This is a genomic window from Pseudomonas sp. LFM046 (genome assembly GCF_000949385.2).
Taxonomy (GTDB): Bacteria; Pseudomonadota; Gammaproteobacteria; order Pseudomonadales; family Pseudomonadaceae; genus Metapseudomonas.
In genome coordinates, this window is the sequence record NZ_JYKO02000001.1 from 1,280,036 (window position 1) to 1,304,403 (window position 24,368).

22 protein-coding genes are annotated in these 24,368 nt (G+C 64.5%); 16 read left to right on the forward strand and 6 right to left on the reverse strand.

The genetic code is table 11. The features are described 5' to 3' along the window. Positions 1–4: 4 nt before the first annotated feature. The 3 genes from TQ98_RS06015 to TQ98_RS06025 all read right to left on the reverse strand — a co-directional run bounded on the left by TQ98_RS06015 (position 5) and on the right by TQ98_RS06025 (position 2,833). On the reverse strand, positions 5–601 hold the full coding sequence (locus tag TQ98_RS06015) for an amino acid synthesis family protein (protein WP_044875177.1): 597 nt from the start codon (positions 599–601) through the stop codon (positions 5–7). Positions 602–973: 372 nt separating this feature from the next. Continuing rightward, the gene (locus TQ98_RS06020; protein ID WP_044875176.1) at positions 974–2,017 is read right to left on the reverse strand and encodes an LLM class flavin-dependent oxidoreductase; all 1,044 of its coding nucleotides are present in this window, start codon (positions 2,015–2,017) and stop codon (positions 974–976) included. 330 nt (positions 2,018–2,347) lie between these two features. Then, positions 2,348–2,833, reverse strand: a complete 486-nt coding sequence (locus tag TQ98_RS06025) for a flavin reductase family protein (protein WP_044875175.1) — start codon at positions 2,831–2,833, stop codon at positions 2,348–2,350. A 350-nt stretch (positions 2,834–3,183) separates the two neighbouring features. Between TQ98_RS06025 and TQ98_RS06030 the strand changes: the two genes are divergently transcribed. The 3 genes from TQ98_RS06030 (at position 3,184) to TQ98_RS06040 (ending at position 7,117) form a co-directional block, all read left to right on the forward strand. Next, complete coding sequence (locus TQ98_RS06030) at positions 3,184–4,578, forward strand: cytosine permease (protein ID WP_044875174.1); 1,395 nt, start codon at positions 3,184–3,186, stop codon at positions 4,576–4,578. Between the two features lie 143 nt (positions 4,579–4,721). Further along, positions 4,722–5,549, forward strand: a complete 828-nt coding sequence (gene ppk2, locus TQ98_RS06035) for a polyphosphate kinase 2 (RefSeq protein ID WP_044875173.1) — start codon at positions 4,722–4,724, stop codon at positions 5,547–5,549. An 89-nt stretch (positions 5,550–5,638) separates the two neighbouring features. Further along, positions 5,639–7,117 (forward strand): lytic transglycosylase F, encoded by a 1,479-nt coding sequence (locus TQ98_RS06040; protein ID WP_044875493.1) that lies wholly within the window; start codon positions 5,639–5,641, stop codon positions 7,115–7,117. Between the two features lies 1 nt (position 7,118). On the opposite strand, the gene TQ98_RS06045 is transcribed toward TQ98_RS06040, so the two are convergent. Both TQ98_RS06045 and TQ98_RS06050 read right to left on the reverse strand, forming a co-directional pair. Beyond that, a complete protein-coding gene (locus TQ98_RS06045) occupies positions 7,119–7,436 on the reverse strand; it encodes a heavy metal-binding domain-containing protein (RefSeq protein ID WP_044875172.1) in 318 nt (105 codons plus the stop codon). A 187-nt stretch (positions 7,437–7,623) separates the two neighbouring features. Continuing rightward, entirely contained in the window at positions 7,624–8,049 is a 426-nt protein-coding gene (locus tag TQ98_RS06050) for an organic hydroperoxide resistance protein (protein WP_044875171.1), read from the reverse strand. Between the two features lie 364 nt (positions 8,050–8,413). Here TQ98_RS06050 and edd point away from each other — a divergent pair, with 364 nt between their 5' ends. From edd to TQ98_RS06100, 10 genes are all read left to right on the forward strand, one after another. Further along, a complete protein-coding gene (edd, locus tag TQ98_RS06055) occupies positions 8,414–10,240 on the forward strand; it encodes a phosphogluconate dehydratase (RefSeq protein ID WP_044875170.1) in 1,827 nt (608 codons plus the stop codon). Then, positions 10,237–11,190 (forward strand): glucokinase, encoded by a 954-nt coding sequence (locus tag TQ98_RS06060; protein ID WP_044875169.1) that lies wholly within the window; start codon positions 10,237–10,239, stop codon positions 11,188–11,190. The genes edd and TQ98_RS06060 overlap by 4 nt, the downstream gene beginning before the upstream one ends. 97 nt (positions 11,191–11,287) lie before the next feature. After that, a complete protein-coding gene (locus TQ98_RS06065; RefSeq protein WP_044875168.1) occupies positions 11,288–12,019 on the forward strand; it encodes a response regulator in 732 nt (243 codons plus the stop codon). After that, positions 12,012–13,451, forward strand: a complete 1,440-nt coding sequence (locus tag TQ98_RS06070; protein WP_044875167.1) for an ATP-binding protein — start codon at positions 12,012–12,014, stop codon at positions 13,449–13,451. Before TQ98_RS06065 ends, TQ98_RS06070 begins: the two co-directional genes overlap by 8 nt. A gap of 196 nt (positions 13,452–13,647) precedes the next feature. After that, a complete protein-coding gene (locus TQ98_RS06075) occupies positions 13,648–14,901 on the forward strand; it encodes an ABC transporter substrate-binding protein (RefSeq protein ID WP_044875166.1) in 1,254 nt (417 codons plus the stop codon). 223 nt (positions 14,902–15,124) lie between these two features. Beyond that, positions 15,125–16,033 carry a sugar ABC transporter permease gene (locus tag TQ98_RS06080; RefSeq protein WP_044875165.1) on the forward strand — a complete coding sequence of 303 codons (909 nt, stop codon included), beginning with the start codon at positions 15,125–15,127 and terminating at the stop codon, positions 16,031–16,033. Continuing rightward, positions 16,026–16,871 (forward strand): carbohydrate ABC transporter permease, encoded by an 846-nt coding sequence (locus tag TQ98_RS06085; RefSeq protein WP_044875164.1) that lies wholly within the window; start codon positions 16,026–16,028, stop codon positions 16,869–16,871. The genes TQ98_RS06080 and TQ98_RS06085 overlap by 8 nt, the downstream gene beginning before the upstream one ends. 11 nt (positions 16,872–16,882) lie before the next feature. Further along, a complete protein-coding gene (ugpC, locus tag TQ98_RS06090) occupies positions 16,883–18,034 on the forward strand; it encodes a sn-glycerol-3-phosphate ABC transporter ATP-binding protein UgpC (RefSeq protein ID WP_044875163.1) in 1,152 nt (383 codons plus the stop codon). Between the two features lie 143 nt (positions 18,035–18,177). Continuing rightward, complete coding sequence (locus TQ98_RS06095; RefSeq protein ID WP_242443188.1) at positions 18,178–19,311, forward strand: carbohydrate porin; 1,134 nt, start codon at positions 18,178–18,180, stop codon at positions 19,309–19,311. Then, positions 19,311–20,198: a D-hexose-6-phosphate mutarotase gene (locus TQ98_RS06100; RefSeq protein ID WP_082073329.1), complete on the forward strand. Its 888-nt coding sequence runs from the start codon at positions 19,311–19,313 to the stop codon at positions 20,196–20,198. Before TQ98_RS06095 ends, TQ98_RS06100 begins: the two co-directional genes overlap by 1 nt. 135 nt (positions 20,199–20,333) lie before the next feature. On the opposite strand, the gene TQ98_RS06105 is transcribed toward TQ98_RS06100, so the two are convergent. Further along, positions 20,334–21,194 carry a MurR/RpiR family transcriptional regulator gene (locus TQ98_RS06105; RefSeq protein ID WP_177410211.1) on the reverse strand — a complete coding sequence of 287 codons (861 nt, stop codon included), beginning with the start codon at positions 21,192–21,194 and terminating at the stop codon, positions 20,334–20,336. Between the two features lie 182 nt (positions 21,195–21,376). Here TQ98_RS06105 and zwf point away from each other — a divergent pair, with 182 nt between their 5' ends. The 3 genes from zwf to TQ98_RS06120 are packed head-to-tail and all read left to right on the forward strand — an operon-like array spanning position 21,377 to position 24,252. Then, on the forward strand, positions 21,377–22,846 hold the full coding sequence (zwf, locus tag TQ98_RS06110; RefSeq protein ID WP_044875160.1) for a glucose-6-phosphate dehydrogenase: 1,470 nt from the start codon (positions 21,377–21,379) through the stop codon (positions 22,844–22,846). Beyond that, positions 22,833–23,546, forward strand: a complete 714-nt coding sequence (gene pgl, locus TQ98_RS06115; protein WP_044875159.1) for a 6-phosphogluconolactonase — start codon at positions 22,833–22,835, stop codon at positions 23,544–23,546. Before zwf ends, pgl begins: the two co-directional genes overlap by 14 nt. Before the next feature lie 16 nt (positions 23,547–23,562). Continuing rightward, on the forward strand, positions 23,563–24,252 hold the full coding sequence (locus tag TQ98_RS06120) for a bifunctional 4-hydroxy-2-oxoglutarate aldolase/2-dehydro-3-deoxy-phosphogluconate aldolase (RefSeq protein ID WP_177410158.1): 690 nt from the start codon (positions 23,563–23,565) through the stop codon (positions 24,250–24,252). Positions 24,253–24,368: the final 116 nt, after the last annotated feature.

Below are 24,368 nucleotides of genomic sequence, written 5' to 3' on the forward strand. Positions count from 1 at the left end.
GGGATTACTTGGCCTGGGCCTGCTCGGCGGCCAGTTCTTCCAGATCGATGTAGCGGTTGCCGATGCGCGGGTGCAGGCGGCCACCATCGGCAGCGCCCAGCACGACGATGATTTCGTCGGCGCGCGGTGCGTCTTCGATCTGCATTTCCAGGGTGATGTAGTGAGAGCGCAGGCCCTCGTCATCCTTGTGCATCATCGGGATCTGGATCGAGGTGCCCGGGCCGCCACGCTTGTTGGTGAAGCTCAGGTAGCTCTTGGCGTTCACCGCCTGGCGGTAGTGGTTGCCGAAACGCAGGGTGTGGATAACCGCGGAAGCGTGTTCGATCTCGCCATCGGCGCCTACCACGGCGGCCTTGCCATAGGCCTCGATCTTGTTCGCACCGCCGATGGCGGCGGTCAGGCGCTCGACCATCATGGCGCCGAGGTCGGAGCAGTTGGCCTTGATCTCGGGCTTGAGGTCTTCGACAAAGCCGCGGCCCAGCCACGGGTTCTTGATGACCACGGCCAGTCCCACCATGGTCACCGGCTTCTCGGCGGCCTTGCCGCCTTCGATGAAGGTTTCTTCCACGTAGCTGACGATTTTGCGGATTTCGAAGCTCATTGGGCTCTCCTGGTTGGGGAAGTCTCTTGCTGTCTGATGGTATACCATAATATTGATTATGCAAGAGCCAGCTAGCACGGGAGGGTGGGGCATGGCGACGGAAGGTCGCTGGAGACGGAGCTGGAAGTCGCGAAAGGCGCACCCTGACGAGCTTCGGCGGGCTCTGCAGAGGAGCGACTGAAAAACAGGATGACGTCGCACGGGTAGGGTGCGCCGTGCGCACCGACGGTTCGAAACCGTGCCCAAGCAGATCCCGGAGCCGGTGCGCGCAGCGCACCCTACAGTCCAGGCCTGTCCGGCAAATGAGTTCGCCCCCACGAGGCATCAGCGCCTGTGGGGGCGAATTCATGCGCGAATGGCGGACCGCAGGACTCAGCGGAAAGCCGGTACCACGTGCTTGATGAACAGCTCCAGCGACTTCTTCTTCTCGGCGTGGGACAGGCTGTTGTCGGCCCAGAAGCTGAACTCGTCCACGCCCAGTTCCTGGTAGTGGCGGATGCGCGCGATGATTTCTTCCGGGGTGCCGATCATGGTGTTCTTGCGGATGTTCTCCAGCTCGAACTCCGGGCGGTCCTTGAATTTCTCTTCCGGACTCGGCGGCAGGAGGCCGTTGACCGGAGTCTGCTTGTTGCCGAACCAGGCATCGAAGGTGCGGTAGAAGCGCGAGATGGCGGCGGCGCCAACCTTCCAGCCTTCCGGATCGTCCTCGCTGTGCACGTGGGTGTGGCGCAGCACCATGAGTTGCGGGCGCGGGACGCCAGGGTTGTTGGCCAGGGCACCCTCGAACTTGTTCTTCAGGTCCACCACTTCCTCGTCGCCCTTCATCAGCGGGGTGACCATCACGTTGCAGCCGTTGGCCACGGCGAAGTTGTGGGAGTCCGGGTCGCGGGCGGCGATCCAGATCGGCGGGTAGGGCTTCTGGATCGGGCGCGGCGAGGAGGTGGAGGTGGGGAACTTCCAGATCTCGCCGTCGTGGGCGACATCGCCCTGCCACAGGGCTTTCACCACCGGGACCATTTCGCGCAGGGCCTGACCGCCACTGGTGGCGGGCATGCCACCGGCCATGCGGTCGAATTCGTACTGGTAGGCGCCACGGGCCAGGCCCACTTCCATGCGGCCGTTGCTGATCACGTCCAGCAGCGCGCACTCGCCGGCCACGCGGATGGGGTGCCAGAAGGGCGCGATGATGGTGCCGGCGCCCAGGCGGATGGTGGTGGTGCGTGCGGCGAGGTAGGAGAGCAGTGGCATGGGGCTCGGCGAGATGGTGTATTCCATCGCGTGGTGTTCGCCGATCCACACGGTGCTGAAACCACCGGCTTCCGCCATCAGGGTCAGCTCGGTCAGGTCCTCGAACAGCTGACGATGGCTGATCTGCTCGTCATACCGCTCCATATGCACGAACAAAGAGAATTTCATGTCGCTTACCTCGAACCTTTTTCTGTTCGGCCATGGAACGGCCGGCTGCTGTGGGGGACTCCGCCGGTGTCCTCGGAAGGGCGGGGCGGCTTGATGGATATTGGTATACCATAATATGGAATATCCGCAAGAAATTTCCGCCAGAGTGACAGGCGTCTCGTAGGTTGTGGCTGAGCCTGCGAAGCCCAACGATTCCGGTGGCGTCAGCGTTGGGCGTCGTGCTTCGGACCAGCGTGGCCCGCACTAACCTGCAGGCCTTCATCCCGCGAGCCGATCGCCGTGCAAAAAAAAAGCCCCCAATCAAGGGGGCGGGAATCAACAAGGAATGAATCAGGCGAAGGCCTGCAGCGCGCCCATCTTGCCGCGGCAGTACACCATCGGGATCACGTCCTGCTCGGGGACGATCAGGTTTTTCACGGCGCCCACCAGGATGGCGTGGTCGCCGCCTTCGTACTCGCGCCACAGCTCGCATTCGATGATGGCGGTGGCGTTGGGCAGGATCGGGTTGCCCAGTTCGCTCAGGGTCCAGTCGATGCCCTGGGCCTTGTCCTTGCCCTTTTTCGCAAAGGCATAGGCTTCGTCGCGCTGGTCGGCGGACAGCAGGTGGATGGCGAAACGCTTGCTCTTGATCAGCACCGGATAGGAATCGGAACTGTAGTTGGGGCAGAACAGCACCAGGGCCGGGTCCATGGACAGGGAACTGAAGGCGCTGGCGGTCAGCCCGACGACCTGGCCGTCGTCATCCAGGGTGGTGATGACGGTGACGCCGGAGGGGAAGGAGCCCATGACTTGTTTGTAGGCATTGGTGTCGATCATTTCGGGTACCTATCGTGAGCAAGTGGCTGCGACCGGCAGCTCATCTGTGTCTGATGGTATACCGTAATACCTGAAGTGCAAGCAGTATTTTTCCACAGCTACGGTCGCCCGACGAACGACGCATGAGTCTCTGAAAGCCAGTAACCACGGGGCTTGAGCGGGATGAGGTTGAACGTTTCAGCTGATGGAAAGGGGGCTTTCAGTACAGATTGGCGTCTAAAAATGCCTTGTCTGAGTCTTGGAATACCATAATATGGTGTCCGCTTTCGGGTGTCTGCCGTTCTTGGGACGACGCCCGAAGTCGTGGGCCCGCGTGGCTTTTCTACAAAGACAATAAGCAAGGCAAGACGATGTCCGAGAATTCCCAGCAGACGCTGATCGAGAACCATACCGTCGATTACGTGCCGCCCGCCGAACGCCACGGCAAGGCCCGCGACCTGTTCACGCTCTGGTTCAGCACCAATATCGCGCCGTTGCCTATCGTCACCGGGGCCATGGTGGTCCAGGTATTCCACCTCGACCTGCTCTGGGGCCTGTTGGCCATTGTGCTGGGGCACATGATCGGCGGCGTCTTCATCGCCCTGGCTTCGGCCCAGGGGCCGCAGATGGGCATTCCGCAGATGGTGCAGAGCCGGGGCCAGTTTGGCCGCTATGGCGCGCTGCTGATCGTGCTGTTCGCCGCCGTCATCTACGTTGGCTTCTTCATCTCCAACATCGTGCTGGCGGGCGAGTCGATCCACGGCATCGCCCCCGCCGTGCCGCTGCCGGCGGCCATCATCATCGGCGCCATCAGTGCTACCGCCATCGGCGTGATCGGCTACCGCTTCATCCACACCCTCAACCGCATCGGAACCTGGGTGATGGGCGGCGCGCTGCTGGCCGGTTTCATCGCCATTTTCTGCAGCGAACTGCCGGCGGACTTCTTCAGCCGTGGTGCCTTCAACCTGTCGGGCTTCCTGGCCACGATCTGCCTGGGGATCATCTGGCAGCTGAGCTTCTCGCCCTATGTGTCGGACTACTCGCGCTACCTGCCGGCCAGCATCGGCATCGCCAAGCCGTTCTGGGCCACCTATTTCGGCGCCTGCCTGGGCACCATCCTGTCCTTCAGCTTCGGTGCGGTGGCAGTCCTGGCGACCCCGGAAGGCACCGAGGCCATGGCGGCGGTCAAGCAGGCCACCGGTGTCCTCGGTCCGGTGCTGATGCTGCTGTTCCTGCTCAACATCATCAGCCACAACGCCCTCAATCTGTACGGCGCAGTGCTGTCCATCGTCACTTCCATCCAGACCTTCGCCGGTGGCTGGACGCCCAGCATCCCGGTGCGGGTTGTCTTGTCCGCCGTGGTTCTGGTGGGCAGTTGCCTGATGGCCCTGGGCGCCTCGGCCAACTTCATTTCCCACTTCATCGGCCTGATCCTGGCGCTGTTGCTGGTCCTGGTGCCCTGGGCGTCGATCAACCTGATCGACTTCTACCTGATCAAGCGCGGCCGCTACGACATCGCCTCGATCTTCAAGGCGGACGGCGGCATTTACGGGCGTTTCAATCCCCACGCGATCACGGCCTATTTCCTCGGCATCCTGGTGCAGTTGCCATTCGCCAATACCGCGCTCTACGTCGGCCCCTGGGCCAATTACATCGAGGGCGTGGACCTGTCCTGGCTGGTGGGGCTGCTGGTGACCTGCCCGCTCTACTACTGCCTGGCCACCCGCAGCAAGGAAGCGGTGGGGGTGTTGCGCCTGGCCGACTGACACCCGCGGTTCCTGTTCCGGAGCACCCCGTCCTGCGTGTCAGGACGGGGTGATTTTTTTCAGGGGCGCGCGCTTTGGCCCCTGCAAGTCGCCGCCCGTCAGCTAGCTTTTACTGATCGGATTCCTCAGGAGTGGAGTAGGTCATGGCAAAGGGCAACAAGAACAAGGCCGCCGCCAGTGAAGTGGCGGACAAGGAACCCATCGATCGCAAGTCCTACGAGCAGGAGCTCAAGCGCCTGCATGTGGAACTGGTGAAGCTGCAGCAGTGGGTGGTGGACCAGGGGCTGAAGGTCTGCATCGTGTTCGAGGGGCGCGACGGCGCCGGCAAGGGCGGCACCATCAAGGCCATCACCGAGCGGGTCAGTCCGCGAGTGTTCCGCGTGGTGGCGCTGCCCGCGCCGACCGAGCGGGAAAAGACCCAGATGTACGGTCAGCGCTATCTGACGCATATGCCGGCGGCGGGGGAAGTGGTGATCTTCGACCGCAGTTGGTACAACCGCGCCGGCGTCGAACGGGTCATGGGCTTCTGCACCGACGAGCAGGCCCACAAGTTCCTCGCGGTGACGCCGCTGTTCGAGAAGATGATGGTCGAGTCCGGGATCATCCTCATCAAGTACTGGCTGGAAGTGAGTGCCGAGGAGCAGACCCGTCGCCTCAAGGACCGCATCGATGATGGGCGCAAGATCTGGAAGCTGTCGCCCATGGACCTCAAGTCCTACACCCGCTGGGACGATTACACCCGTGCTCGCGACGAGATGTTCGCCGCTACCGATACCTCCTGGGCGCCCTGGTACATGGCCCGTTCCGAAGACAAGCGGCGGGTGCGGCTGAACATCATCAGCCACCTGCTCAAGCAGGTTCCCTACAAAGACCTGACCCACGACAAGAAGGTGACGCTGCCCAGGCGCGGCAAGCTCGGCAAGTACAAGGCCGCTCCCTATCCGTTCCGGATGATCGAGGAGCTTTTCTAGGCAGGACTCTGTCGGCGGATGGCCTGCCCGGCCACCCAGGAGATCCGGGGCCCATGGGCCCCGGCTTGCGTTTCACGAGGTTGGTCACCATGAAACCCTGTTTGTCCGTTTCGCTGCTGCTGGGCCTGGCGCTGGCCTCGCTGCTTGTCATTGCTCGTGCCGAAGATTTGCCCAGTGCCGAGTTGAGCGCTGCCGAAGAAGCGGAAGTGGATGCCATGGTGCTACCCGTTCCGCCTGTCTGGACCGGGGACTTCCAGGGCATGCGGGAGCGCCGGCTGGTGCGCATCCTGGTGCCCTACAGCAAGACCTTCTATGCCGTGGACCGAGGCCGCCAACTGGGCGTCAGCTACGAAATCGGCAAGGCCTTCGTGGACTGGTTGAACAAGAAGTACCCGTTCAAGAACAAGTCCCTGCGCTGGCGGGCGCTGTTCATTCCCGTCGCCCGGGACGAATTGCTGCCCAAGCTGGTGGAAGGCATTGGCGATGTCTCCGCCGGCGGGCTGGCGATCACCGACAAGCGGCTGGGGGCGGTGGACTTCAGCGAGCCCTTCGCCAATGGAATACGCGAGGCCCTGGTGACCGGCCCTGGCAGCCAGCCGTTGGCAAAGATCGAGGACCTGGCCGGCATGGAAATCATGGTCCGGCCGTCCAGCAGCTATTTCGAGCACCTGCAGGCGCTCAACGAGGACTTCAAGAAGCGTGGGCTGGAGCCGGTGAAGATCAAGGCGGCCGATGAGAACCTGGAGTCCGAGGACCTGCTGGAAATGGTCAATGTCGGCCTGGTGGGCGCCACGGTGGTGGATCGCTATATCGCCGAACTCTGGCAGTCCATGCTGACGCAGCTGGTGATCCATGATGCCTTCTACATACGGGATGACACGCAGGTCGCCTGGGCGGTGCGCAAGAACAGCCCGCAGTTGCGCAAGGTGCTGTCGGAGTTCGCCAAGGGCCACAAGCTGGGCACGACGTTTGGCAACTCGCTTCGCAACAAGTACGTGAAGAACAGCAAGGAGCTCTATGCCGCCACCAGTGAGGAGGAGCTCAAGCGATTCGCCGAACTGGTGGCGCTGTTCGAGAAGCACGCCAGCACCTACGACTTCGATTACCTGATGCTCATGGCCCAGGGCTTCCAGGAGTCCCAGCTCAACCAGAGCGCGCGTAGCCAGCGTGGCGCCGTGGGGGTGATGCAGTTGCTGCCGAGCACCGCCTCTGACCCCAGTGTCGGTGTCCAGGACGTCGACACCAGCGCCGACCGCAACATCGAGGCTGGCAGCAAGTACCTGCGCCTGCTGGTGTCCAAGTACCTCGACGATCCGGGACTGACACCCACGAACCGCACCCTGATGGCGTTCGCTGCCTACAACGCCGGGCCGGGGAACCTGCGCAAGTTTCGCCGGTTGGCGGAGAAGTCCGGCCTGGACAAGAACGTCTGGTTCGGCAATGTCGAACATGCCGCCGCGCGCATCGTCGGGCGCGAGACGGTGGATTACGTCGGCAACATCTACAAGTACTACGTGGCCTACAAGCTGGCCCGCGACAAGCAGCTGGCCAAGGCCTCGAGCACCTGACTCAGACCACCACGGCAGTGCCGCTGATGCTCACCATCAGCATGCTGCCGTTCTGGCCGACCACCTCGTAGTCGATATCGATGCCGACCACCGCGTTGGCGCCCAGCTTTTCGGCACGCTCGGACAGTTCCTCAAAAGCGATTTCCCGTGCGCGGGCCAGTTCCTTCTCATAGGCGCCCGAGCGGCCGCCGATGATGTCGCGGATACCGGCAAACAGGTCGCGGAACACGTTGGCACCGAGGATGGCTTCGCCGACCACGATGCCCTTGTATTCGCGAATGGCCCGGCCTTCGAGGGTGGGGGTGGTAGAGAGGATCATGCTGTGCTCCTTGGCGGGTTGGGTGAATGGCCAAGTGTAGGGGCGATTTCAATCGCCAAGGGTTGCGCAGCAGCCCCTCAGGGAATTCAAGGGCAGACCTTCGGCCTGCCTGGCGAATGAATTCGCCCCTACAAAGAAGAAGGGCGGGCACCCCTTTCGGGATGCCCGCCCTTTTGCGTCATGCAACTCAGACCAGGGTCAGGGTCACATCGATGTTGCCGCGAGTGGCGTTGGAGTAGGGGCACACGATGTGGGCCTTGTCCACGATGGCGCGGGCTTCCTCGCGGTCTAGGCCGGGGATGTCGATGCGCAGTTCCACTTCGATGCCGAAGCCGGTCGGGATGGCGCCGATGCCGACGATGCCTTCGATGGAGGTTTCCGCCGGCAGCTTGTGCTTGTCACGGGCGGCGACGAATTTCAGCGCGCCGAGGAAGCAAGCCGAATAACCGGCTGCGAACAGTTGCTCGGGGTTGGTGCCTTCGCCGCCAGCACCGCCCAGTTCACGGGGGGTGGTCAGGCTGACGTCGAGCACGCCGTCGGAGGAGATGGCACGGCCGTCACGGCCGCCGGTGGCTTCTGCGTAGGCGCGGTAGAGAACGTTTTCGATGGTCATGATGATTTTCCTCTGAGTTGGTTTGTTCGTTAATCTTTGGTGCGCTAAGTTGTTTGGTGAGGCAGAAGTTACTGCCAAGTTATTTTGCGCGCAATATATTTTTTAGAGCATTTCGCGCTAAATCGAATTCCAGCGGGCATAAGCCTCTGGCATGCGCCATGGGTGGAATAGGTGGCGACCTGGGCCCAGGGGTTATGCTGCGTGCCGCCATACCCTGCAGTGGTCTATATGAATGGAAGCGGGATTTGATTATTTTGTTGTTGCAATAACAAAATATTTTGCGTCGTCTAGTGAATTTTTGGCGTTATTGGCAGTATTGTGGTTTGTATAAAAACAAATCCTCCCGCTATCTGGAGTCGAATCCATGCATCCCCGCGTACTTGAGGTAACCGAGCGTCTGGTGGAACGCAGCCGCGCAACCCGCGAGCGCTACCTGGCAATGATTCACAAGGCGGCCAGTGAGGGTCCCCAGCGCGGCAAGCTGCAGTGCGCCAACTTCGCCCATGGCGTGGCCGGCTGCGGCGGTGGGGACAAGCAGCGCCTACGCCTGATGGATTCGGCCAACGTGGCCATCGTCACCGCCTACAACGACATGCTCTCGGCCCACCAGCCCTACGAGGACTACCCGGAGAAGATCCGCCAGGCCCTGCGCGACATCGGTTCCGTGGGGCAGGTGGCGGGCGGCGTGCCGGCCATGTGCGACGGTGTCACCCAGGGCGAACCGGGCATGGAACTGGGGATCGCCAGCCGCGAAGTGATCGCCATGTCCACCGCCGTGGCGCTGTCCCACAACATGTTCGATGCGGCGCTGTTCCTCGGCATCTGCGACAAGATCGTTCCCGGCCTGATGATGGGCGCCCTGCGTTTCGGTCACCTGCCGTCGATCTTCGTGCCCGCCGGGCCCATGCCGTCCGGCCTGTCCAACAAGGAGAAGGCCGAAGTGCGCCAGCGCTATGCGGAAGGCAAGGCCACCCGCGATGAGCTGCTGGCGTCGGAAATGGCCGCCTACCACAGCCCCGGCACCTGCACCTTCTATGGCACCGCCAACACCAACCAGATGCTCATGGAGGTGATGGGGCTGCACCTGCCGGGCGCCTCCTTCGTCAATCCCAATACCCCGCTGCGGGAGGCACTGACCGTGGAGACGGCGCGCCAGGTCACCCGCCTGACCCGGCAGGGTGGGCAGTTCCTGCCCATAGGCGAGATCGTCGACGAACGTGTGCTGATCAACTCGGTGGTGGCGCTGCATGCGACCGGCGGGTCCACCAACCACACCTTGCACCTGCCGGCCATCGCCCAGGCGGCGGGCATCCAGCTCACCTGGCAGGACATGGCCGAGCTCTCCGAAGTGGTGCCGACCCTCGCCCACGTCTATCCCAACGGCAAGGCCGACATCAATCACTTCCAGGCCGCCGGCGGCGTGGCCTTCCTGGTGCGCGAACTGCTCGACGCCGGGCTGCTCCATGAAGACGTCAACACCGTCATGGGGCGTGGGCTGCACCATTACACCCAGGAGCCCTTCCTCGAAGACGGCAAGCTGGTCTGGCGTGATGGTCCGGCCGCCAGCCTGGACGAGAGCATCCTGCGCCCGGTGGCACGCCCCTTCTCGCCGGAGGGCGGCCTGCGGGTAATGAAGGGCAACCTCGGCCGTGGCGTGATGAAGGTGTCCGCCGTGGCCCCGGAGCACCAGGTGGTGGAAGCCCCGGCGCGGGTATTCCACGATCAGCAGGCGCTGGCCGATGCCTTCAAGGCTGGCGAATTGGAGCGCGACCTGGTGGCGGTGATGCGCTTCCAGGGGCCGCGCAGCAATGGCATGCCTGAGCTGCACAAGATGACGCCCTTCCTCGGCGTCTTGCAGGATCGTGGCTTCAAGGTCGCATTGGTCACCGACGGCCGCATGTCCGGCGCGTCAGGCAAGATTCCGGCGGCCATCCACGTCTGTCCGGAAGCCTTCGACGGTGGCCCGCTGGCGCGGGTGCGCGATGGCGACCGGGTGCGTGTGGACGGCACCACCGGCACCCTGGAAGTCCTGGTGGACGCTGCCGAGTTCGCCGCCCGTGAACCGGCGCAGTGGGACCTGGAAGCCAATGTCGGCACCGGCCGCGAGCTGTTTGCCTTCATGCGCGAATCCTTCAGCAGCGCCGAACAGGGCGCCAGCGCCTTCACCCGCAATCTGGAGACGCTGAAGTGAAGTTGGCGCTGGTTGGAGACATCGGTGGCACCAACGCGCGTTTCGCACTCTGGCGCGACGGGCAACTGGAGTCGGTTCAGGTGCTGGCCACCGCCGACTTCGCCGGACCGGAGGAGGCCATCAGCCATTACCTGGCAGGACTCGGCCATTCGGCGGGCAGCCTGGGCGCCGTCTGCCTGGCGGTGGCCGGGCCCGTGGGCGGCGAGCATTTCCGCTTCACCAACAATCACTGGCGTCTCAGCCGTTCGGCCTTCTGCCACACCTTGCAGGTGGACGAGCTACTGCTGATCAACGACTTCTCCGCCATGGCCTTGGGCATGACGCGCCTCAAGGCGCATGAACGGTTGCCGATCTGCCCGGGTGTCGCCGATCCGGACAGTCCGGCGGTGGTGATCGGGCCGGGCACGGGCCTGGGCGTCGGTACGCTGCTGCCGCTGGGGGAGGGCCGCTGGAAAGCGTTGCCAGGCGAGGGCGGCCACGTGGACCTGCCGGTAGGCAACTTGCGTGAGGCGGCCCTCTGGCAGCAGCTGCACGGTCAACTGGGCCATGTCAGCGCCGAGAATGTGCTGAGCGGCAATGGCCTGCTTCAGCTCTATCGAGCCGTTTGCGCCGTGGACGGTCACCCGCCGCGCCTGACGTCTCCGGCCGAAGTGAGTGCCGCAGCGCTGGCTGGCGATCCCCTGGCCGGTGAGGTGCTGGAACTTTTCTGCAGCTGGCTCGGCCGGGTGGCCGGCAACAACGTGCTGACCCTAGGCGGTCGTGGCGGCGTGTATATAGTCGGCGGCGTGGTGCCGCGTTTCGCGGCCTTCTTCCAGAAGAGCGGCTTTGCCCGCGCCTTTGCCAGCAAGGGTTGCATGAGCGGCTATTTCGAGGGCATTCCGGTATGGCTGGTGACGGCCGAATATCCCGGCCTGGAAGGGGCGGGGGTGGCCCTGCAGCAGTTGAATTGACGCGGGGTGGCGCCCGATTCGTTGGGCCTCGCGGGCTCGGCGCCAACCTACGAGGCCCAACATTTGATCGACCCGATAACAACAAAGGACGGCCAATGTGAGCCAATCCGGAAAATCCATTCTCCTGGTGGATGACGACCAGGAAATTCGCGAACTGCTGGAAACCTACCTGAGCCGCGCCGGCTTCCAGGTGCGCAGCGTTGCCGATGGCGAGGGCTTCCGCCGCGCCATGGCGGAAGAAGCGGCGGACCTGGTGATCCTCGACGTGATGCTGCCCGATGAAGATGGCTTCAGCCTCTGCCGCTGGGTGCGCGGGCACCAGCGCCTGGCTCAGGTGCCGATCATCATGCTCACCGCCAGTTCCGATGAGGCCGACCGGGTGATTGGCCTGGAGCTGGGCGCCGACGATTATCTGGGCAAGCCGTTCAGCCCCCGTGAGCTGCTGGCGCGGATCAAGGCGCTGTTGCGTCGTGTCGGCTTCGGCCAGGAGCGCACCGTGGTGGAGGTGCTGGCCTTCGACGATTGGCGCCTGGACATGATCAGCCACCGCCTGTTCCACCTCGACGGCGAGGAGGTGATCCTCTCCGGTGCCGACTTCGCCCTGCTGAAACTCTTCCTCGATCATCCGCAGCAGATCCTCGACCGCGACACCATCGCCAATGCCACCCGTGGCCGCGAGGTAATGCCCCTGGAGCGCATCGTCGACATGGCAGTCAGCCGACTGCGTCAGCGCCTGCGCGATACCGACAAACCGCCCCGGCTGATCCGTACCGTGCGCGGTGCAGGCTACCTGCTGGCGGCCCAGGTCACGCCCCATCACCATGCCTAGCCGCCTGCGACTGATGCCGCGTTCGTTGCTCGGACGCATGCTCTTCCTCACTTTGCTGGTGGTGCTGCTGGCCCAGGCGCTGTCCAGCGTCATCTGGGTCTCCCAGCTGCGCGCCAGCCAGATGGATGGCCTGCTCGCCAGCTCCCGCAGCCTGGCCCAGTCCATGGCGGCCAGCGTCCGCTACATCCGCTCCCTGCCGCTGGGTTACCGCCCCATGGTGCTGGACCAGTTGCGCAGCATGGGCGGCACGCGCTTCTTCGTCTCCCTCAACGACAAGCCGCTGCAAATGCGCGTGCTACCGGAGACCCAGCGCAAGCGGGCGGTGCTGGGTGAGGTGGAGTCCGTGCTGCGGGAGCGCCTGGGCAAGCAGGTGGAAATGTCCCTGCACTTCGTCAGCCCGGACGACCTGCGCATTTTCAACAGCGGTCTCAAGCTCGACGAACTGCCACGCTCCTGGGCCCACTACGCGCTGACCCTGGAGCCGGTGAATCCACCGGTGCTGGTGACCCAGATCCAGATCGGCACCAGCGAGTGGCTGTACCTCGCCTCCTTGTTGCCCGAGCCCTACACCACCCTGGAAGACCAGGGCCTGCCGGACCAGCAGCTGTGGTTCATCCTCCTCACCAGCAGCCTCCTGCTGTTGTTCATCGGCCTGCTGGTGCATTGGCAGAGCCGGCCGTTGAAGCGCCTGGCCACCGCCGCACGGGAAATGTCCCTGGGGGCCGAGGTGGAACCCCTGCCCGAAGCCGGCGGCAGCGAAGTGGCGGACGTGAGCCGTGCCTTCAACAGCATGCGGGAGCGGATCAGCCGCTACCTCAGCGAACGCAGTCAGCTGTTCAGTGCGATTTCCCATGACCTGCGTACGCCCATTACCCGCCTGCGCCTGCGGGTGGAGTTGCTGGAGGACGAAGCACTGCAGGCCAAGTTCAGCCGCGATCTGGACGACCTGGAACTGCTGGTCAAGGGTGCGCTGCAATGCGTGAAGGACACCGACATCCACGAGAACATCGAGCAGGTGGACCTCAACCACCTTCTGCACGGGCTGGTGGAGCCCTACCTGGGCACCGGACAGGTGACCCTGGAAGGGGCGGCGAGTGCCTCCTACCCCGGAAAGCCCCTGGCCCTGCGCCGTTGCATCGGCAACCTTGTGGATAACGCGCTGAAGTACGGCGAGCGGGCGCATCTGCAGATCGAGGACAGCGAGGACGCGTTCGTCCTGCATGTGGATGACGAAGGCCCCGGCGTGCCCGAGCAGAAGCTGGAGCAGGTGTTCGAGCCGCATTTCCGCCTGGCTGGACACCAGCAGGGCTATGGGCTGGGGCTGGGTATCGCGCGCAATCTCGCCCACAGCCATGGCGGGGAGCTGAGCCTGAAGAACTTGCGTGAGGGTGGGTTGCGGGTGACGCTGTGGTTGCCGAGGCAGGCGGAGTGATCGGTTGGCCCGCACCACACTCCCAATGAGCGTCACCCCTCTCCCTTCGGGAGAGGGCGCTAGTCCGAGTATTGTAACCACCCCGTGACCATCCACTATCCCTTTGTTACCCGCGGTCTTGAGGGCCGTGGTTAGACTGCAGGCAAGCGCAAGCACCGACTTGCTCAGTCATAAAAACAAGAAGGTAACCCTGTCCATGAACGCCATCTCCCGCCTGGCCGCTGTCGTTTCCCTCGCTTCGCTGTTCCCGCTTTCCGCCCTCGCCGGTGAAGTGGAAGTCCTGCACTGGTGGACTTCCGGTGGCGAGAAGCGCGCCGCCGATACCCTGCAGAAACTCGTCGAAGAGAAAGGCAACACCTGGAAGGACTTCGCGGTCGCCGGAGGGGGTGGCGAGGCCGCCATGACCGTGCTGAAGACCCGTGCCGTTTCCGGTAATCCGCCGTCTGCCGCACAGATCAAGGGGCCGGACATCCAGGAGTGGGGTGAGCTGGGCCTGCTGGCCGAGCTGGATGACGTCTCCACCGAGGGCAAGTGGGACTCCCTGCTGCCGAAACAGGTGGCGGACATCATGAAGTACGACGGCCATTACGTGGCGGTGCCGGTCAACGTGCACCGGGTCAACTGGCTGTGGATAAACCCCGAGGTGTTCCAGAAGGCGGGCGCTACGCCGCCCACCACCCTCGATGAATTCTTCGTGGCCGCCGACAAGCTCAAGGCCGCCGGCTTCATTCCGCTCGCCCATGGCGGGCAGCCCTGGCAGGACGGCACCGTGTTCGAGGACCTGGTGCTGAGCATTCTCGGCCCAGAGGGCTTCCACAAGGCCTTCGTCGAGCAGGACAAGGCCACCCTCACCGGCGACAAGATGGTCGAAGTCTTCGTTGCCCTGAAGAAACTGCACGGCTACGTCGACCCCGACGCCGCCGGCCGCGACTGGAACAGCGCCACTGGCCTGGTCATCAACGGCAAGGCCGGCATGCAGATCATGGGCGACTGGGCCAAGAGCGAGTGGAGCGCCGCAGGCAAGGTGGCGGGCAAGGATTACCAGTGCCTGCCGTTCCCCGGCACCCAGGGCAGCTTCGCCTACAACATCGACTCCCTGGCCATGTTCAAGCTCAAGGACGAAGCGAACATCCAGGCGCAGAACGATCTCGCACGTACCGTGCTGGAGCCGCAGTTCCAGCAGTTCTTCAACCAGAACAAGGGCTCGATCCCGGTCCGCCTGGACCAGGACATGAGCAGCTTCGACGCCTGCGCCCAGCAGTCCATGAAGGACTTCAAGGAAGCGGCGGCGGGAAAAGGGCTGCAACCCAGCCTGGCCCACGGCATGGCCGCATCCAGCTACGTGCAGGGCGCGGTGTTCGACGTGGTGACCAACTTCTTCAACGACCCAGCCGCCGACCCGAAGAAGGCCGCGCAGCAACTGGCCGCCGCGATCGAAGCGGTGCAGTAAGCGGTCGGGCCGCGTAGGCGGCCCCTGATTCCCATTCCCCACGCCGGTGCAGGCTTCCAGGCCTGCGCCTCGGGGTCGGCCGCGCCGAGCTTTTCTCCCCTCTCCCTCCGGGAGAGGGGCGGGGGGTGAGGGAAGGTCGGCGTGGCTCGATGCATCCCTCACCCCAACCCTCTCCCAAGGGGAGAGGGGGCTGTCCGTGCAACCTGCAACAACGGAGTCTCCCATGAGCTCAACCGCAGTCTTCGCCAAGGCCTCGCCGCTGGACGCGCTGCAACGCTGGCTACCCAAGCTGGTGCTGACGCCCAGCGTGCTGATCGTGCTGGTCGGCTTCTACGGCTACATCCTCTGGACCTTCCTGCTGTCCTTCACCAACTCGCGGTTCATGCCCAGCTACAGGTTCGTCGGCCTGCAGCAGTACGAGCGTCTGCTGGATAACGACCGTTGGTGGGTGGCCAGCCACAACCTGCTGGTCTACGGCGGCCTGTTCATCACCATCAGCCTGGTGCTTGGCGTATTCCTGGCGGTGCTGTTGGACCAGCGCATCCGCCGCGAGGGCTTTATCCGTACCGTCTACCTCTACCCCATGGCGCTGTCGATGATCGTCACCGGGACCGCCTGGAAATGGCTGCTCAACCCCGGCCTCGGCCTGGACAAGTTGCTGCGCGACTGGGGTTGGGAAGGCTTTCGCCTGGACTGGCTGGTGGACCCGGACCGGGTGGTCTACTGCCTGGTGATCGCAGCCGTGTGGCAGTCCTCCGGCTTCGTCATGGCGCTGTTCCTGGCCGGCCTGCGCGGGGTGGACCAATCGATCATCCGCGCGGCCCAGGTGGATGGCGCGAGCCTGCCGACCATCTACCTGCGCATCGTCCTGCCGAGTCTGCGGCCGGTGTTCTTCAGCGCACTGATGATCCTCGCGCACATCGCCATCAAGAGCTTCGACCTGGTCGCCGCCATGACTGCGGGCGGTCCCGGCTACGCCTCCGACCTGCCGGCGATGTTCATGTACGCCCACACCTTCACCCGTGGCCAGATGGGCCTCGGCGCCGCGAGCGCGATGCTCATGCTCGGCGCGGTGCTGGCGATCCTCGTGCCCTATCTGTACTCCGAACTGAGGAACAAGCGCCATGACTAGCCTGGCCGGAAAGCCCGCCTTCAGTTTCAGCCGCCTGGCGATCCACGCCACGCTGATCTTCGCCTGCGCCCTCTACCTGGTGCCGCTGGTGGTGATGCTGCTGACCAGCTTCAAGACGCCGGACGACATCCGCACCGGCAACCTGCTGTCGATACCGGATGTGTTCACGGTGATCGGCTGGGCCAAGGCCTGGGCCAGCGTCGGGGGCTATTTCTGGAACTCGGTGAAGATCACCGTGCCGGCGGTGATCATCTCCACCCTGCTCGGTGCGCTGAACGGCTACGTGCTGTCCATGTGGCGCTTCCGTGGTTCGCAGCTGTTCTTCGGCCTGCTGCTGTTCGGCTGCTTCCTGCCGTTCCAGGTGGTGCTGCTGCCGGCGTCCTTCACCCTCGGCCAGTTCGGCCTGGCCAACACCACCGGCGGCCTGGTGCTGGTGCACGTGGTCTACGGCCTGGCCTTCACCACGCTGTTCTTCCGCAACTTCTACGTGAGCATCCCCAATGCCCTGGTGCGGGCGGCGCGGCTGGACGGGGCGGGGTTCTTCACCATCTTCGGGCGCATCCTGCTGCCCATGTCGGTGCCGACCATCATGGTCTGCCTGATCTGGCAGTTCACCCAGATCTGGAACGACTTCCTCTTCGGCGTGGTGTTCGCCAGCGGCGACACCCAGCCCATCACCGTGGCCCTCAACAACCTGGTGAACACCAGCACCGGGGTCAAGGAATACAACGTCGACATGGCCGCCGCGATGATCGCCGGCCTGCCCACCCTGCTGGTCTACGTATTCGCCGGCAAATACTTCCTGCGCGGCCTCACCGCCGGCGCCGTCAAAGGCTAGGAGTCGCACCCATGGCAACCCTCGAACTGCGCAATGTGAACAAGTCCTACGGCAGTGGCCTGGCGGACACCCTGAAGAACATCGAGCTGTCCATCGACTCGGGCGAGTTCCTGATCCTGGTGGGGCCGTCCGGTTGCGGCAAGTCCACGCTGATGAACTGCATCGCCGGCCTGGAGAGCATCAGTGGCGGCGGGATCATGGTCGACGGCCAGGACATCAGCGGCATGAGCCCCAAGGACCGGGACATAGCCATGGTGTTCCAGTCCTACGCCCTGTACCCGACCATGAGCGTGCGCGAGAACATCGCCTTCGGCCTGAAGATCCGCAAGCTGCCCCAGGTCGAGATCGACGCCGAAGTCGCCCGTGTGGCCAAGCTGCTGCAGATCGAGCACCTGCTGGAACGCAAGCCGGGCCAGCTCTCCGGTGGCCAGCAGCAGCGCGTGGCCATGGGCCGGGCGCTGGCGCGGCGGCCGAAGATCTACCTGTTCGACGAGCCGCTGTCGAACCTCGATGCCAAGCTGCGGGTGGAGATGCGCACCGAGATCAAGCTGATGCACCAGCGGCTGAAGACCACCACCGTCTATGTCACCCATGACCAGATCGAAGCCATGACCCTGGGCGACAAGGTGGCGGTGATGAAGGACGGCATCATCCAGCAGTTCGGCACCCCGCAGCAGATCTACAACGACCCGGCCAACCTGTTCGTCGCCGGTTTCATGGGCTCGCCGCCGATGAACTTCATCCCCCTGCGCCTGCAGCGCCGTGACGGCGGCCTGGTGGGGCTGCTGGACAGCGCGGATGGCCATTGCGAGCTGCCCCTGGGCGAGGTCGCCGGAGCGTTGGAAGGGCGCGAGCTGATCCTCGGCATCCGCCCGGAGCAGATTCAGGTCGGCACCGGTGACCTGCGCGCCATTCGCGCCGAAGTGCAGGTGTTGGAGCCCACCGGGCCGGACACCCTGGCCTTCGTCGAGATCAACCAGACCAAGGTCTGCGTGCGCCTGGCCCCGGATGCCGCGCCCAGGGTGGGGGACGCCCTGGAGCTGCAGTTCGCCCCGGACAAGGTGCTGCTGTTCGACGCGCAAAGCGGCGAGCGTCTCTGTGCTCCGCAAATGGCGGCAAGCCCTGAGCGGCCGGCCAGGGTGGCACAGCTCAAGGGCCTGTAGGGGCGCCACGGAAACGATCCATCGCAACACAACAATAAAAATCTGGAGTGGACATGAGCACGACGATCAAAGGTTTGTGGGTACTGCCTTGCGCGCTGTTTGCGATTTCGGGGGTTGCGCAGGCGGTGGAATTCACCGGCTACATGCGCAGCGGCGCCGGTGGCTCCAGCGAAGGCGGCACGCAATCCTGCTTCCAGCTGCCGGGGGCGCAATCGAAGTACCGCCTGGGTAACGAGTGCGAGCAATACATCGAACTGGACCTGCGGCAGGACGTGTTCAAGCTTGATGACGGCTCGGTGATCAGCGTCGAAGGCATGGCGCAGCTGTTCAACGAATATGGCCATACCCCTGAATTCACCGGCGATCATGGTTTCGCGCGGATGAACCAGATGTACACCGAGTGGAGCAACATGCCGGCGCTCAATGGCGGTTCGTTCTGGGCCGGTCGCCGCTTCTACAAGCGGAACGATATCCACATTTCCGACTTCTACTACTGGAACCAGAGCGCCACCGGCTTCGGCTTTGACGAGGTGGCCATCGGCGACCTGAAGTACAGCTACGTGTTCTCGCGCAAGGACAACGTCTTCCAGGACCCCTACATCAACCGCCACGACTTCGATATCGACGGCTTCCAGACCAATCCCGGCGGGGAAGTTGGCGTAGGTGTGAGCTACATCGACAAACCCGACAGCACCGACGCCCACAGCGGCTGGTCGGTGGCGGCGCAGCACAAGCAGAAGGCGTTCCTCGGTGGGGTGAACACCTTCGCCCTGCAATACGGTCGCGGGCCGGGCACCGCGCTGGGTTACACCGGTGATCCGACCCTGGACAACAGCAACCAGAGCTGGCGTGTGGTGGAGTTCTTCGACTGGCAGGTGACGCCGCGTTTCGGTGGTCAGTTCGAAGTGGTCTACCAGAAGGACAAGCGCCCGGATGGTGACGACCAGAACTGGCTTTCCGTGGGGGTGCGCCCGGTCTACGCCATTACCGACCAGTTCAAGCTGGTCACCGAGCTGGGCCGCGACCAGGTCGAAGCCCCCGGCGGCACTCGCAAACTCACCAAATTCACCCTCGCACCCACCTGGTCGCCCGCCGGCCCCGGCTTCTGGCAACGCCCGGAAATCCGCCTCTATTACACCCACGCCAGCTGGAACGAGGCCGCCCAGCGCGCCGCCAGCGACCTTGCCGCAGGTTCGGCGCTGTCCGATACCGGCGCCTTTGGCGATGCGCTGCACGGCTCCAACTTCGGTGTGCAACTGGAGTACTGGTGGAAGTGATGCGCAGCGCCAGGCCGCATCGGGTGACGGCGGGGGAGGGCACGGACCATCCCCTCGCCGGCCTGCTGCGGCCGGCGTCCGGGCAGCCGTTCCGCTGGAGCGAACAGCAGGGGCGCGAACTGCTGCTGGTGGAGCATCCGCGCTGCCAGGCGGTGTTCAGCTGCCAGGGCGGTCAGCTGCTGCATTTCCAGCCGCGCGGCGAGCGTCCGCTGCTCTGGTGTGCCGCACGCTGGCCGCGCATCGGCGCCATCCGGGGCGGCGTGCCGGTCTGCTGGCCCTGGTTCGGCCGTCATCCCATGGAAGGCGGCTGGCCTCACCACGGCTGGGCGCGCCTTTCCGATTGGCGACTTATCCACAAGGAAGCCGATGCCGAGGGTGTACACCTGAAATGGCGTCTTGATCTGCACGATTGGCAGGTGGAGCTGGAAGCCCAGCTGGGTGAGCGCATGAGCCTGCAACTGGTGACCCGCCACCGCGACAGTGAGCCCTGCGTGCTCAGCCATTCCCTGCATGCCTACTGGCGGGTCAGCGATGTGGCGCGAGTGGCGCTGCTGGGGCTGGATGGCGCCGAAGGCCGCGACCTGATGAGTCGCGATCCATGCCGGCAAGACGGCGAACTGCGGATCATCGACGGTTGCCACCGGGTATTTCAGCGCGGTGGCCGCGTGAAGATTCAGGATGCCGGCTGGCAGCGTCGGCTGTGCATCGACGGAGGCACGAATCCCAATACCGTGGTCTGGCATCCCGGCAGCCGGCCGCTGTCCGAGGTGAGCTGGACGGAGGGGCTGGGGTTCGTCGCCGTGCAGGGCGCGGCTTGTGGAGAAAAAAGCGTCGAGCTGGCGGCGGGGGAGGAGGCGAGGTTGAGTGTGAAGGCGTGGGTGGGGTGATCGGGGGCTGGCCTGGTCACGAGCGGTGTAGGGGCGAATTCATTCGCCAAGCAGGCCGAAGGCCTGCCCGCCAACCCCGCAAGGGGCCGCTGCGCGACCCGTGGCGAATGAATTCGAGGAGGCGGGGCGCTTCACTCAGGAAGGCTCCTCATCCGCCGGATAGCGGCTGGCATTGAGGCTTTCCTTGATCTTGCGCAGGTGCGGCTGGAAGTCGACGCCGCGGCGCAGGGTCATGCCGGTGGCGAGCACGTCGAGCACGGTGAGCTGGATGATGCGCGAGGTCATCGGCATGTAGATGTCGGTGTCCTCCGGCAACGGGATGTCCAGGCTCAGGGTGCTGGCCTTGGCCAGGGGCGAGCCGGCTGCCGTGAGGCCGAGCACCGAGGCGCCGTTCTGCCGCGCCAGCCGCGCCACTTCCACCAGTTCGCGGGTGCGGCCGGTGTAGGAAATGATCACGAAGAGGTCACCCGTATGGGCCACCGACGCCAGCATGCGCTGCATCAGTACATCGGAATGGGCGCTGACGGCGAGGTTGAAGCGGAAGAACTTGTGCTGGGCATCCAGGGCCACGGAAGCCGAGGCGCCGAGGCCGAAGAAGTGGATCTGTCGGGCCTGGATCATCAGGTCCACGGCGCGACTGATCAGTTGCGGGTCCAGGTTCTGCAGGGCGCTGTCCAGGGAGGCGATGGCGCTGCCGAAGATCTTCCGGGTGTAGGCCTCGGGGCCGTCGTCGGCGGCAACCGCCTGGCTCACGTAGGCGGCGCCGCTGGCCAGGCTCTGGGCCAGCTGCATCTTGAGTTCGGGGTAGCCGTTGACGCCGAAGGAGCGGCAGAAGCGGTTCACCGTCGGCTCGCTGACCTGCGCCGCCTGTGCCAGGGCGGCGATGCTGTAGCGGGTGGCCTGTTGCGGGTCGCGCAGGATCACTTCAGCGACCTTGCGCTCGGCCTTGTTGAGCTCGTCGAGGCGGTTCTGGATCTGTTCCAGCAGGTTGTGCACGCGGTCCATTTGGGTTCCTGGAGAGGGGCCTGCAATCGGTGGCCTATCGTACTGAGCGCACCCAGGCGGAGCCACCGTAATCTCGGATGTTGGTAAATGTAGTTTTATTACTACATTTTGTCTTGCTGTAACGCATTCCAAGGTGTATTCATACGCTCATGTTTGATGGAAGAACAAATATCATGGCCTCACGACCTGTCGAACCCTGCACCGTTGGCCTGTTTGGCGCCTTGGGCGACCTGGCGCTCCGCAAGCTCTTTCCGGCCCTCTACCATCTGGATTGCGCAGGGCTGCTGCCCGCAGAAACGCGCATTCTCGCCATGGCTCGGGAGGACGGCGAGCCGGCCTCGCGGCTGGCCACCATCGGCGAGCACCTGCGTCGTCATGTGCCGGCCGGGGAGCTGGAGGAGGGCGCCGTGCAGCGCTTCATGGCGCGCCTGGACTACCTGTCGATGGACTTCCTCGAAGCCGACGGTTACGCGGCACTGGCGGACAGGCTGGGGCCGGCGATGCGGTTCATCGCCTACTTCGCCACGCCCGCTGCGGTCTACGGCTCGATCTGCGCGGGGCTGGCTTCGGTGGGGCTCGCCGAGCGGACCCGTGTGGTGCTGGAGAAGCCCATCGGCCATGACCTGGAATCCTCCCGTGCGGTGAACGAGGCCGTGGCGGCCTACTTCCCCGAAGACCGCACCTACCGGATCGACCATTACCTGGGCAAGGAGACGGTGCAGAACCTGATCGCCCTGCGCTTTGCCAACAGCCTGTTCGAAACCCAGTGGAACCAGCACCACATCTCCCACGTGGAAATCACCGTGGCCGAGCAGGTGGGCATCGAGGGTCGCTGGGGCTACTTCGACCAGGCCGGTCAGCTGCGCGACATGATCCAGAACCACTTGCTGCAGCTGCTCTGCCTGATCGCCATGGACCCACCCAGCGACCTCTCCGCCGACAGCATCCGCGACGAGAAGGTGAAGGTGCTCAAGGCCCTGGCGCCCATCGCCCCGGAACAACTGGGCCAGCAAGTGGTGCGTGGCCAGTACGTGGCCGGCAACATCCTCGGCAAGTCCGTGCCGGGCTACCTGGATGAGGAGAACGCCAACGCCGAGAGCCACACGGAAACCTTCGTCGCCCTGCGGGCGGAGATCCGCAACTGGCGCTGGTCGGGCGTGCCCTTCTACCTGCGTACCGGCAAGCGCATGCCGCAGAAGCTGTCCCAGATCGTCATACACTTCAAGGAACCGCCGCACTACATCTTCGCCCCCGAGCAGCGGCCGCTGATCAGCAATCGCCTGATCCTCCGCCTGCAGCCGGACGAAGGTATCTCCCTGCAGGTGATGACCAAGGACCAGGGCCTGGACAAGGGCATGCAGCTGCGCAGCGACCCGCTCCAGCTGAGCTTCTCCAACACCTATCGCAGCGCGCGTATCCCCGATGCCTACGAGCGGCTGCTGCTGGAAGTGATGAAAGGCAACCAGAACCTCTTCGTGCGCAAGGATGAAATCGAGTACGCCTGGAAGTGGTGCGACCAGCTGATCGCCGGCTGGCGGCAGCAGGGCGACGCACCCAAGCCCTACGCGGCGGGAACCTGGGGGCCGGTGGCCTCCATCGCATTGATCACCCGTGATGGCAGGAGCTGGTATGGCGATCTGTAATCTCGACCTGCCGTCGCAGGTCACCGGGCTCAGCCTCGGCAGCCCTGAACAACTGGCCGGTGAGCTGGCCATTACCGTGGCCAACGCCCTACGCGCGGCCATCGACACCCGTGGTTCGGCCGTGCTGGTGGTGTCCGGCGGGCGCAGCCCGGTGGCGTTCTTCGAGCGTCTTTGCGGCCAGACCCTGGACTGGTCGAAAGTCACCATCAGCCTGGCCGACGAGCGCTTCGTGCCGGTCAGCCACGCTGACAGCAACGAAGGCCTGGTGCGCGTCCACCTGCTGAAGGGCGAGGCCGCCAGCGCGCGCTTCCTCGGCCTCTATCAAAGCGCGCCGAACCTGGAGGAAGCAGCACGCCTGGCTGACGCGGCCCTGGCCGAGCTGGGCGTCATCGACGTGCTGGTGCTGGGCATGGGCGAGGACGGTCACACCGCCTCGCTGTTCCCCGGCAGTCCGAACCTTGAGAAAGCCCTGAGTGCCACCTGTTCGCAGCGCTGCCTGCCGATGCAGGCGCCCAGCGTGCCGCGCCAGCGCCTGAGCCTGACGCTACCGGTCTTGGCCGGTGCTCACCTGACCCTGCTGGCCGTGCAGGGCCTGGCCAAACTGGCCACGCTGGCCGATGCCCTGGCGGGTGACGACGTGGCGGCCATGCCGATCCGCGCCTTCCTCCGTCGTCCCCTTGAAATTCACTGGTGCCCCTGAGCCCGAAGGAACGCCCATGACCAGTCTCCCCAACAGCCGGGCCGCCAACCGTGACGCGGTGCCGAGCATGGCCGACAAGGCTGCCCTGATCGACGTACTTTGCGGCGCCGCGCGCATCCTTCCGGTGATTACCATCGAGCGCGAGCAGGATGTGCTGCCGCTGGCCGATGCGCTGGCCGCTGGCGGCCTGCACACGCTGGAAATCACCCTGCGCTCCGAACATGGCCTCTCCGCCATCCGCACCCTGCGTGAGCAGCGCCCGGAGCTCTGTGTGGGCGCCGGCACCGTGCTCGATGAGTGGATGCTTGCCGAAGCGGAAGCCGCAGGCTCGCAGTTCATCGTGACCCCCGGTTGCACCGCCGAGCTGCTGCGCGCCGGGGTCTACAGCCCGCTGCCCTTGCTGCCGGGTATCAGCAGTGCCTCGGAAATCATGCTCGGCTACGCCCTGGGCTACCGCCGCTTCAAGCTGTTCCCGGCGGAAGTCTGCGGTGGGGTGAAGGCGCTGAAGGCCTTTGGCGGACCGTTCCCGGGCATCCGGTTCTGTCCCACCGGCGGGGTGACTCCCGACAACCTGCTGGACTACATGGCACAGCCCAACGTGATGTGCGTGGGCGGCACCTGGATGATGGACAAGGAATGGATCCGCAGCGGCGACTGGCAGCGTATCCAGGAAACCACGGCAGCGGCATTGGAGCTGTTGCACTGACGTCCGGCACAGCACGTTCTGCATTTTTTGTGGGAGCGATTTCAATCGCGATGCAGGCCGCAGGCCTGCCCTGCAAGATCCAATAGGGGGCACTGCGTGCCCCTTGGCGAATGAAT

What these genes read in the sequence shown, in the direction of transcription:
- TQ98_RS06015 (WP_044875177.1), bottom strand. Translation starts at nt 601, where the DNA reads ATGAGCTTCGAAATCCGCAAAATCGTCAGCTACGTGGAAGAAACCTTC.
- TQ98_RS06020 (WP_044875176.1), bottom strand. Translation starts at nt 2,017, where the DNA reads ATGAAATTCTCTTTGTTCGTGCATATGGAGCGGTATGACGAGCAGATC.
- TQ98_RS06025 (WP_044875175.1), bottom strand. Translation starts at nt 2,833, where the DNA reads ATGATCGACACCAATGCCTACAAACAAGTCATGGGCTCCTTCCCCTCC.
- TQ98_RS06030 (WP_044875174.1), top strand. Translation starts at nt 3,184, where the DNA reads ATGTCCGAGAATTCCCAGCAGACGCTGATCGAGAACCATACCGTCGAT.
- ppk2 (WP_044875173.1), top strand. Translation starts at nt 4,722, where the DNA reads ATGGCAAAGGGCAACAAGAACAAGGCCGCCGCCAGTGAAGTGGCGGAC.
- TQ98_RS06040 (WP_044875493.1), top strand. Translation starts at nt 5,639, where the DNA reads ATGAAACCCTGTTTGTCCGTTTCGCTGCTGCTGGGCCTGGCGCTGGCC.
- TQ98_RS06045 (WP_044875172.1), bottom strand. Translation starts at nt 7,436, where the DNA reads ATGATCCTCTCTACCACCCCCACCCTCGAAGGCCGGGCCATTCGCGAA.
- TQ98_RS06050 (WP_044875171.1), bottom strand. Translation starts at nt 8,049, where the DNA reads ATGACCATCGAAAACGTTCTCTACCGCGCCTACGCAGAAGCCACCGGC.
- edd (WP_044875170.1), top strand. Translation starts at nt 8,414, where the DNA reads ATGCATCCCCGCGTACTTGAGGTAACCGAGCGTCTGGTGGAACGCAGC.
- TQ98_RS06070 (WP_044875167.1), top strand. Translation starts at nt 12,012, where the DNA reads ATGCCTAGCCGCCTGCGACTGATGCCGCGTTCGTTGCTCGGACGCATG.
- TQ98_RS06075 (WP_044875166.1), top strand. Translation starts at nt 13,648, where the DNA reads ATGAACGCCATCTCCCGCCTGGCCGCTGTCGTTTCCCTCGCTTCGCTG.
- TQ98_RS06080 (WP_044875165.1), top strand. Translation starts at nt 15,125, where the DNA reads ATGAGCTCAACCGCAGTCTTCGCCAAGGCCTCGCCGCTGGACGCGCTG.
- TQ98_RS06085 (WP_044875164.1), top strand. Translation starts at nt 16,026, where the DNA reads ATGACTAGCCTGGCCGGAAAGCCCGCCTTCAGTTTCAGCCGCCTGGCG.
- ugpC (WP_044875163.1), top strand. Translation starts at nt 16,883, where the DNA reads ATGGCAACCCTCGAACTGCGCAATGTGAACAAGTCCTACGGCAGTGGC.
- TQ98_RS06095 (WP_242443188.1), top strand. Translation starts at nt 18,178, where the DNA reads ATGCGCAGCGGCGCCGGTGGCTCCAGCGAAGGCGGCACGCAATCCTGC.
- TQ98_RS06100 (WP_082073329.1), top strand. Translation starts at nt 19,311, where the DNA reads ATGCGCAGCGCCAGGCCGCATCGGGTGACGGCGGGGGAGGGCACGGAC.
- zwf (WP_044875160.1), top strand. Translation starts at nt 21,377, where the DNA reads ATGGCCTCACGACCTGTCGAACCCTGCACCGTTGGCCTGTTTGGCGCC.
- pgl (WP_044875159.1), top strand. Translation starts at nt 22,833, where the DNA reads ATGGCGATCTGTAATCTCGACCTGCCGTCGCAGGTCACCGGGCTCAGC.
- TQ98_RS06120 (WP_177410158.1), top strand. Translation starts at nt 23,563, where the DNA reads ATGACCAGTCTCCCCAACAGCCGGGCCGCCAACCGTGACGCGGTGCCG.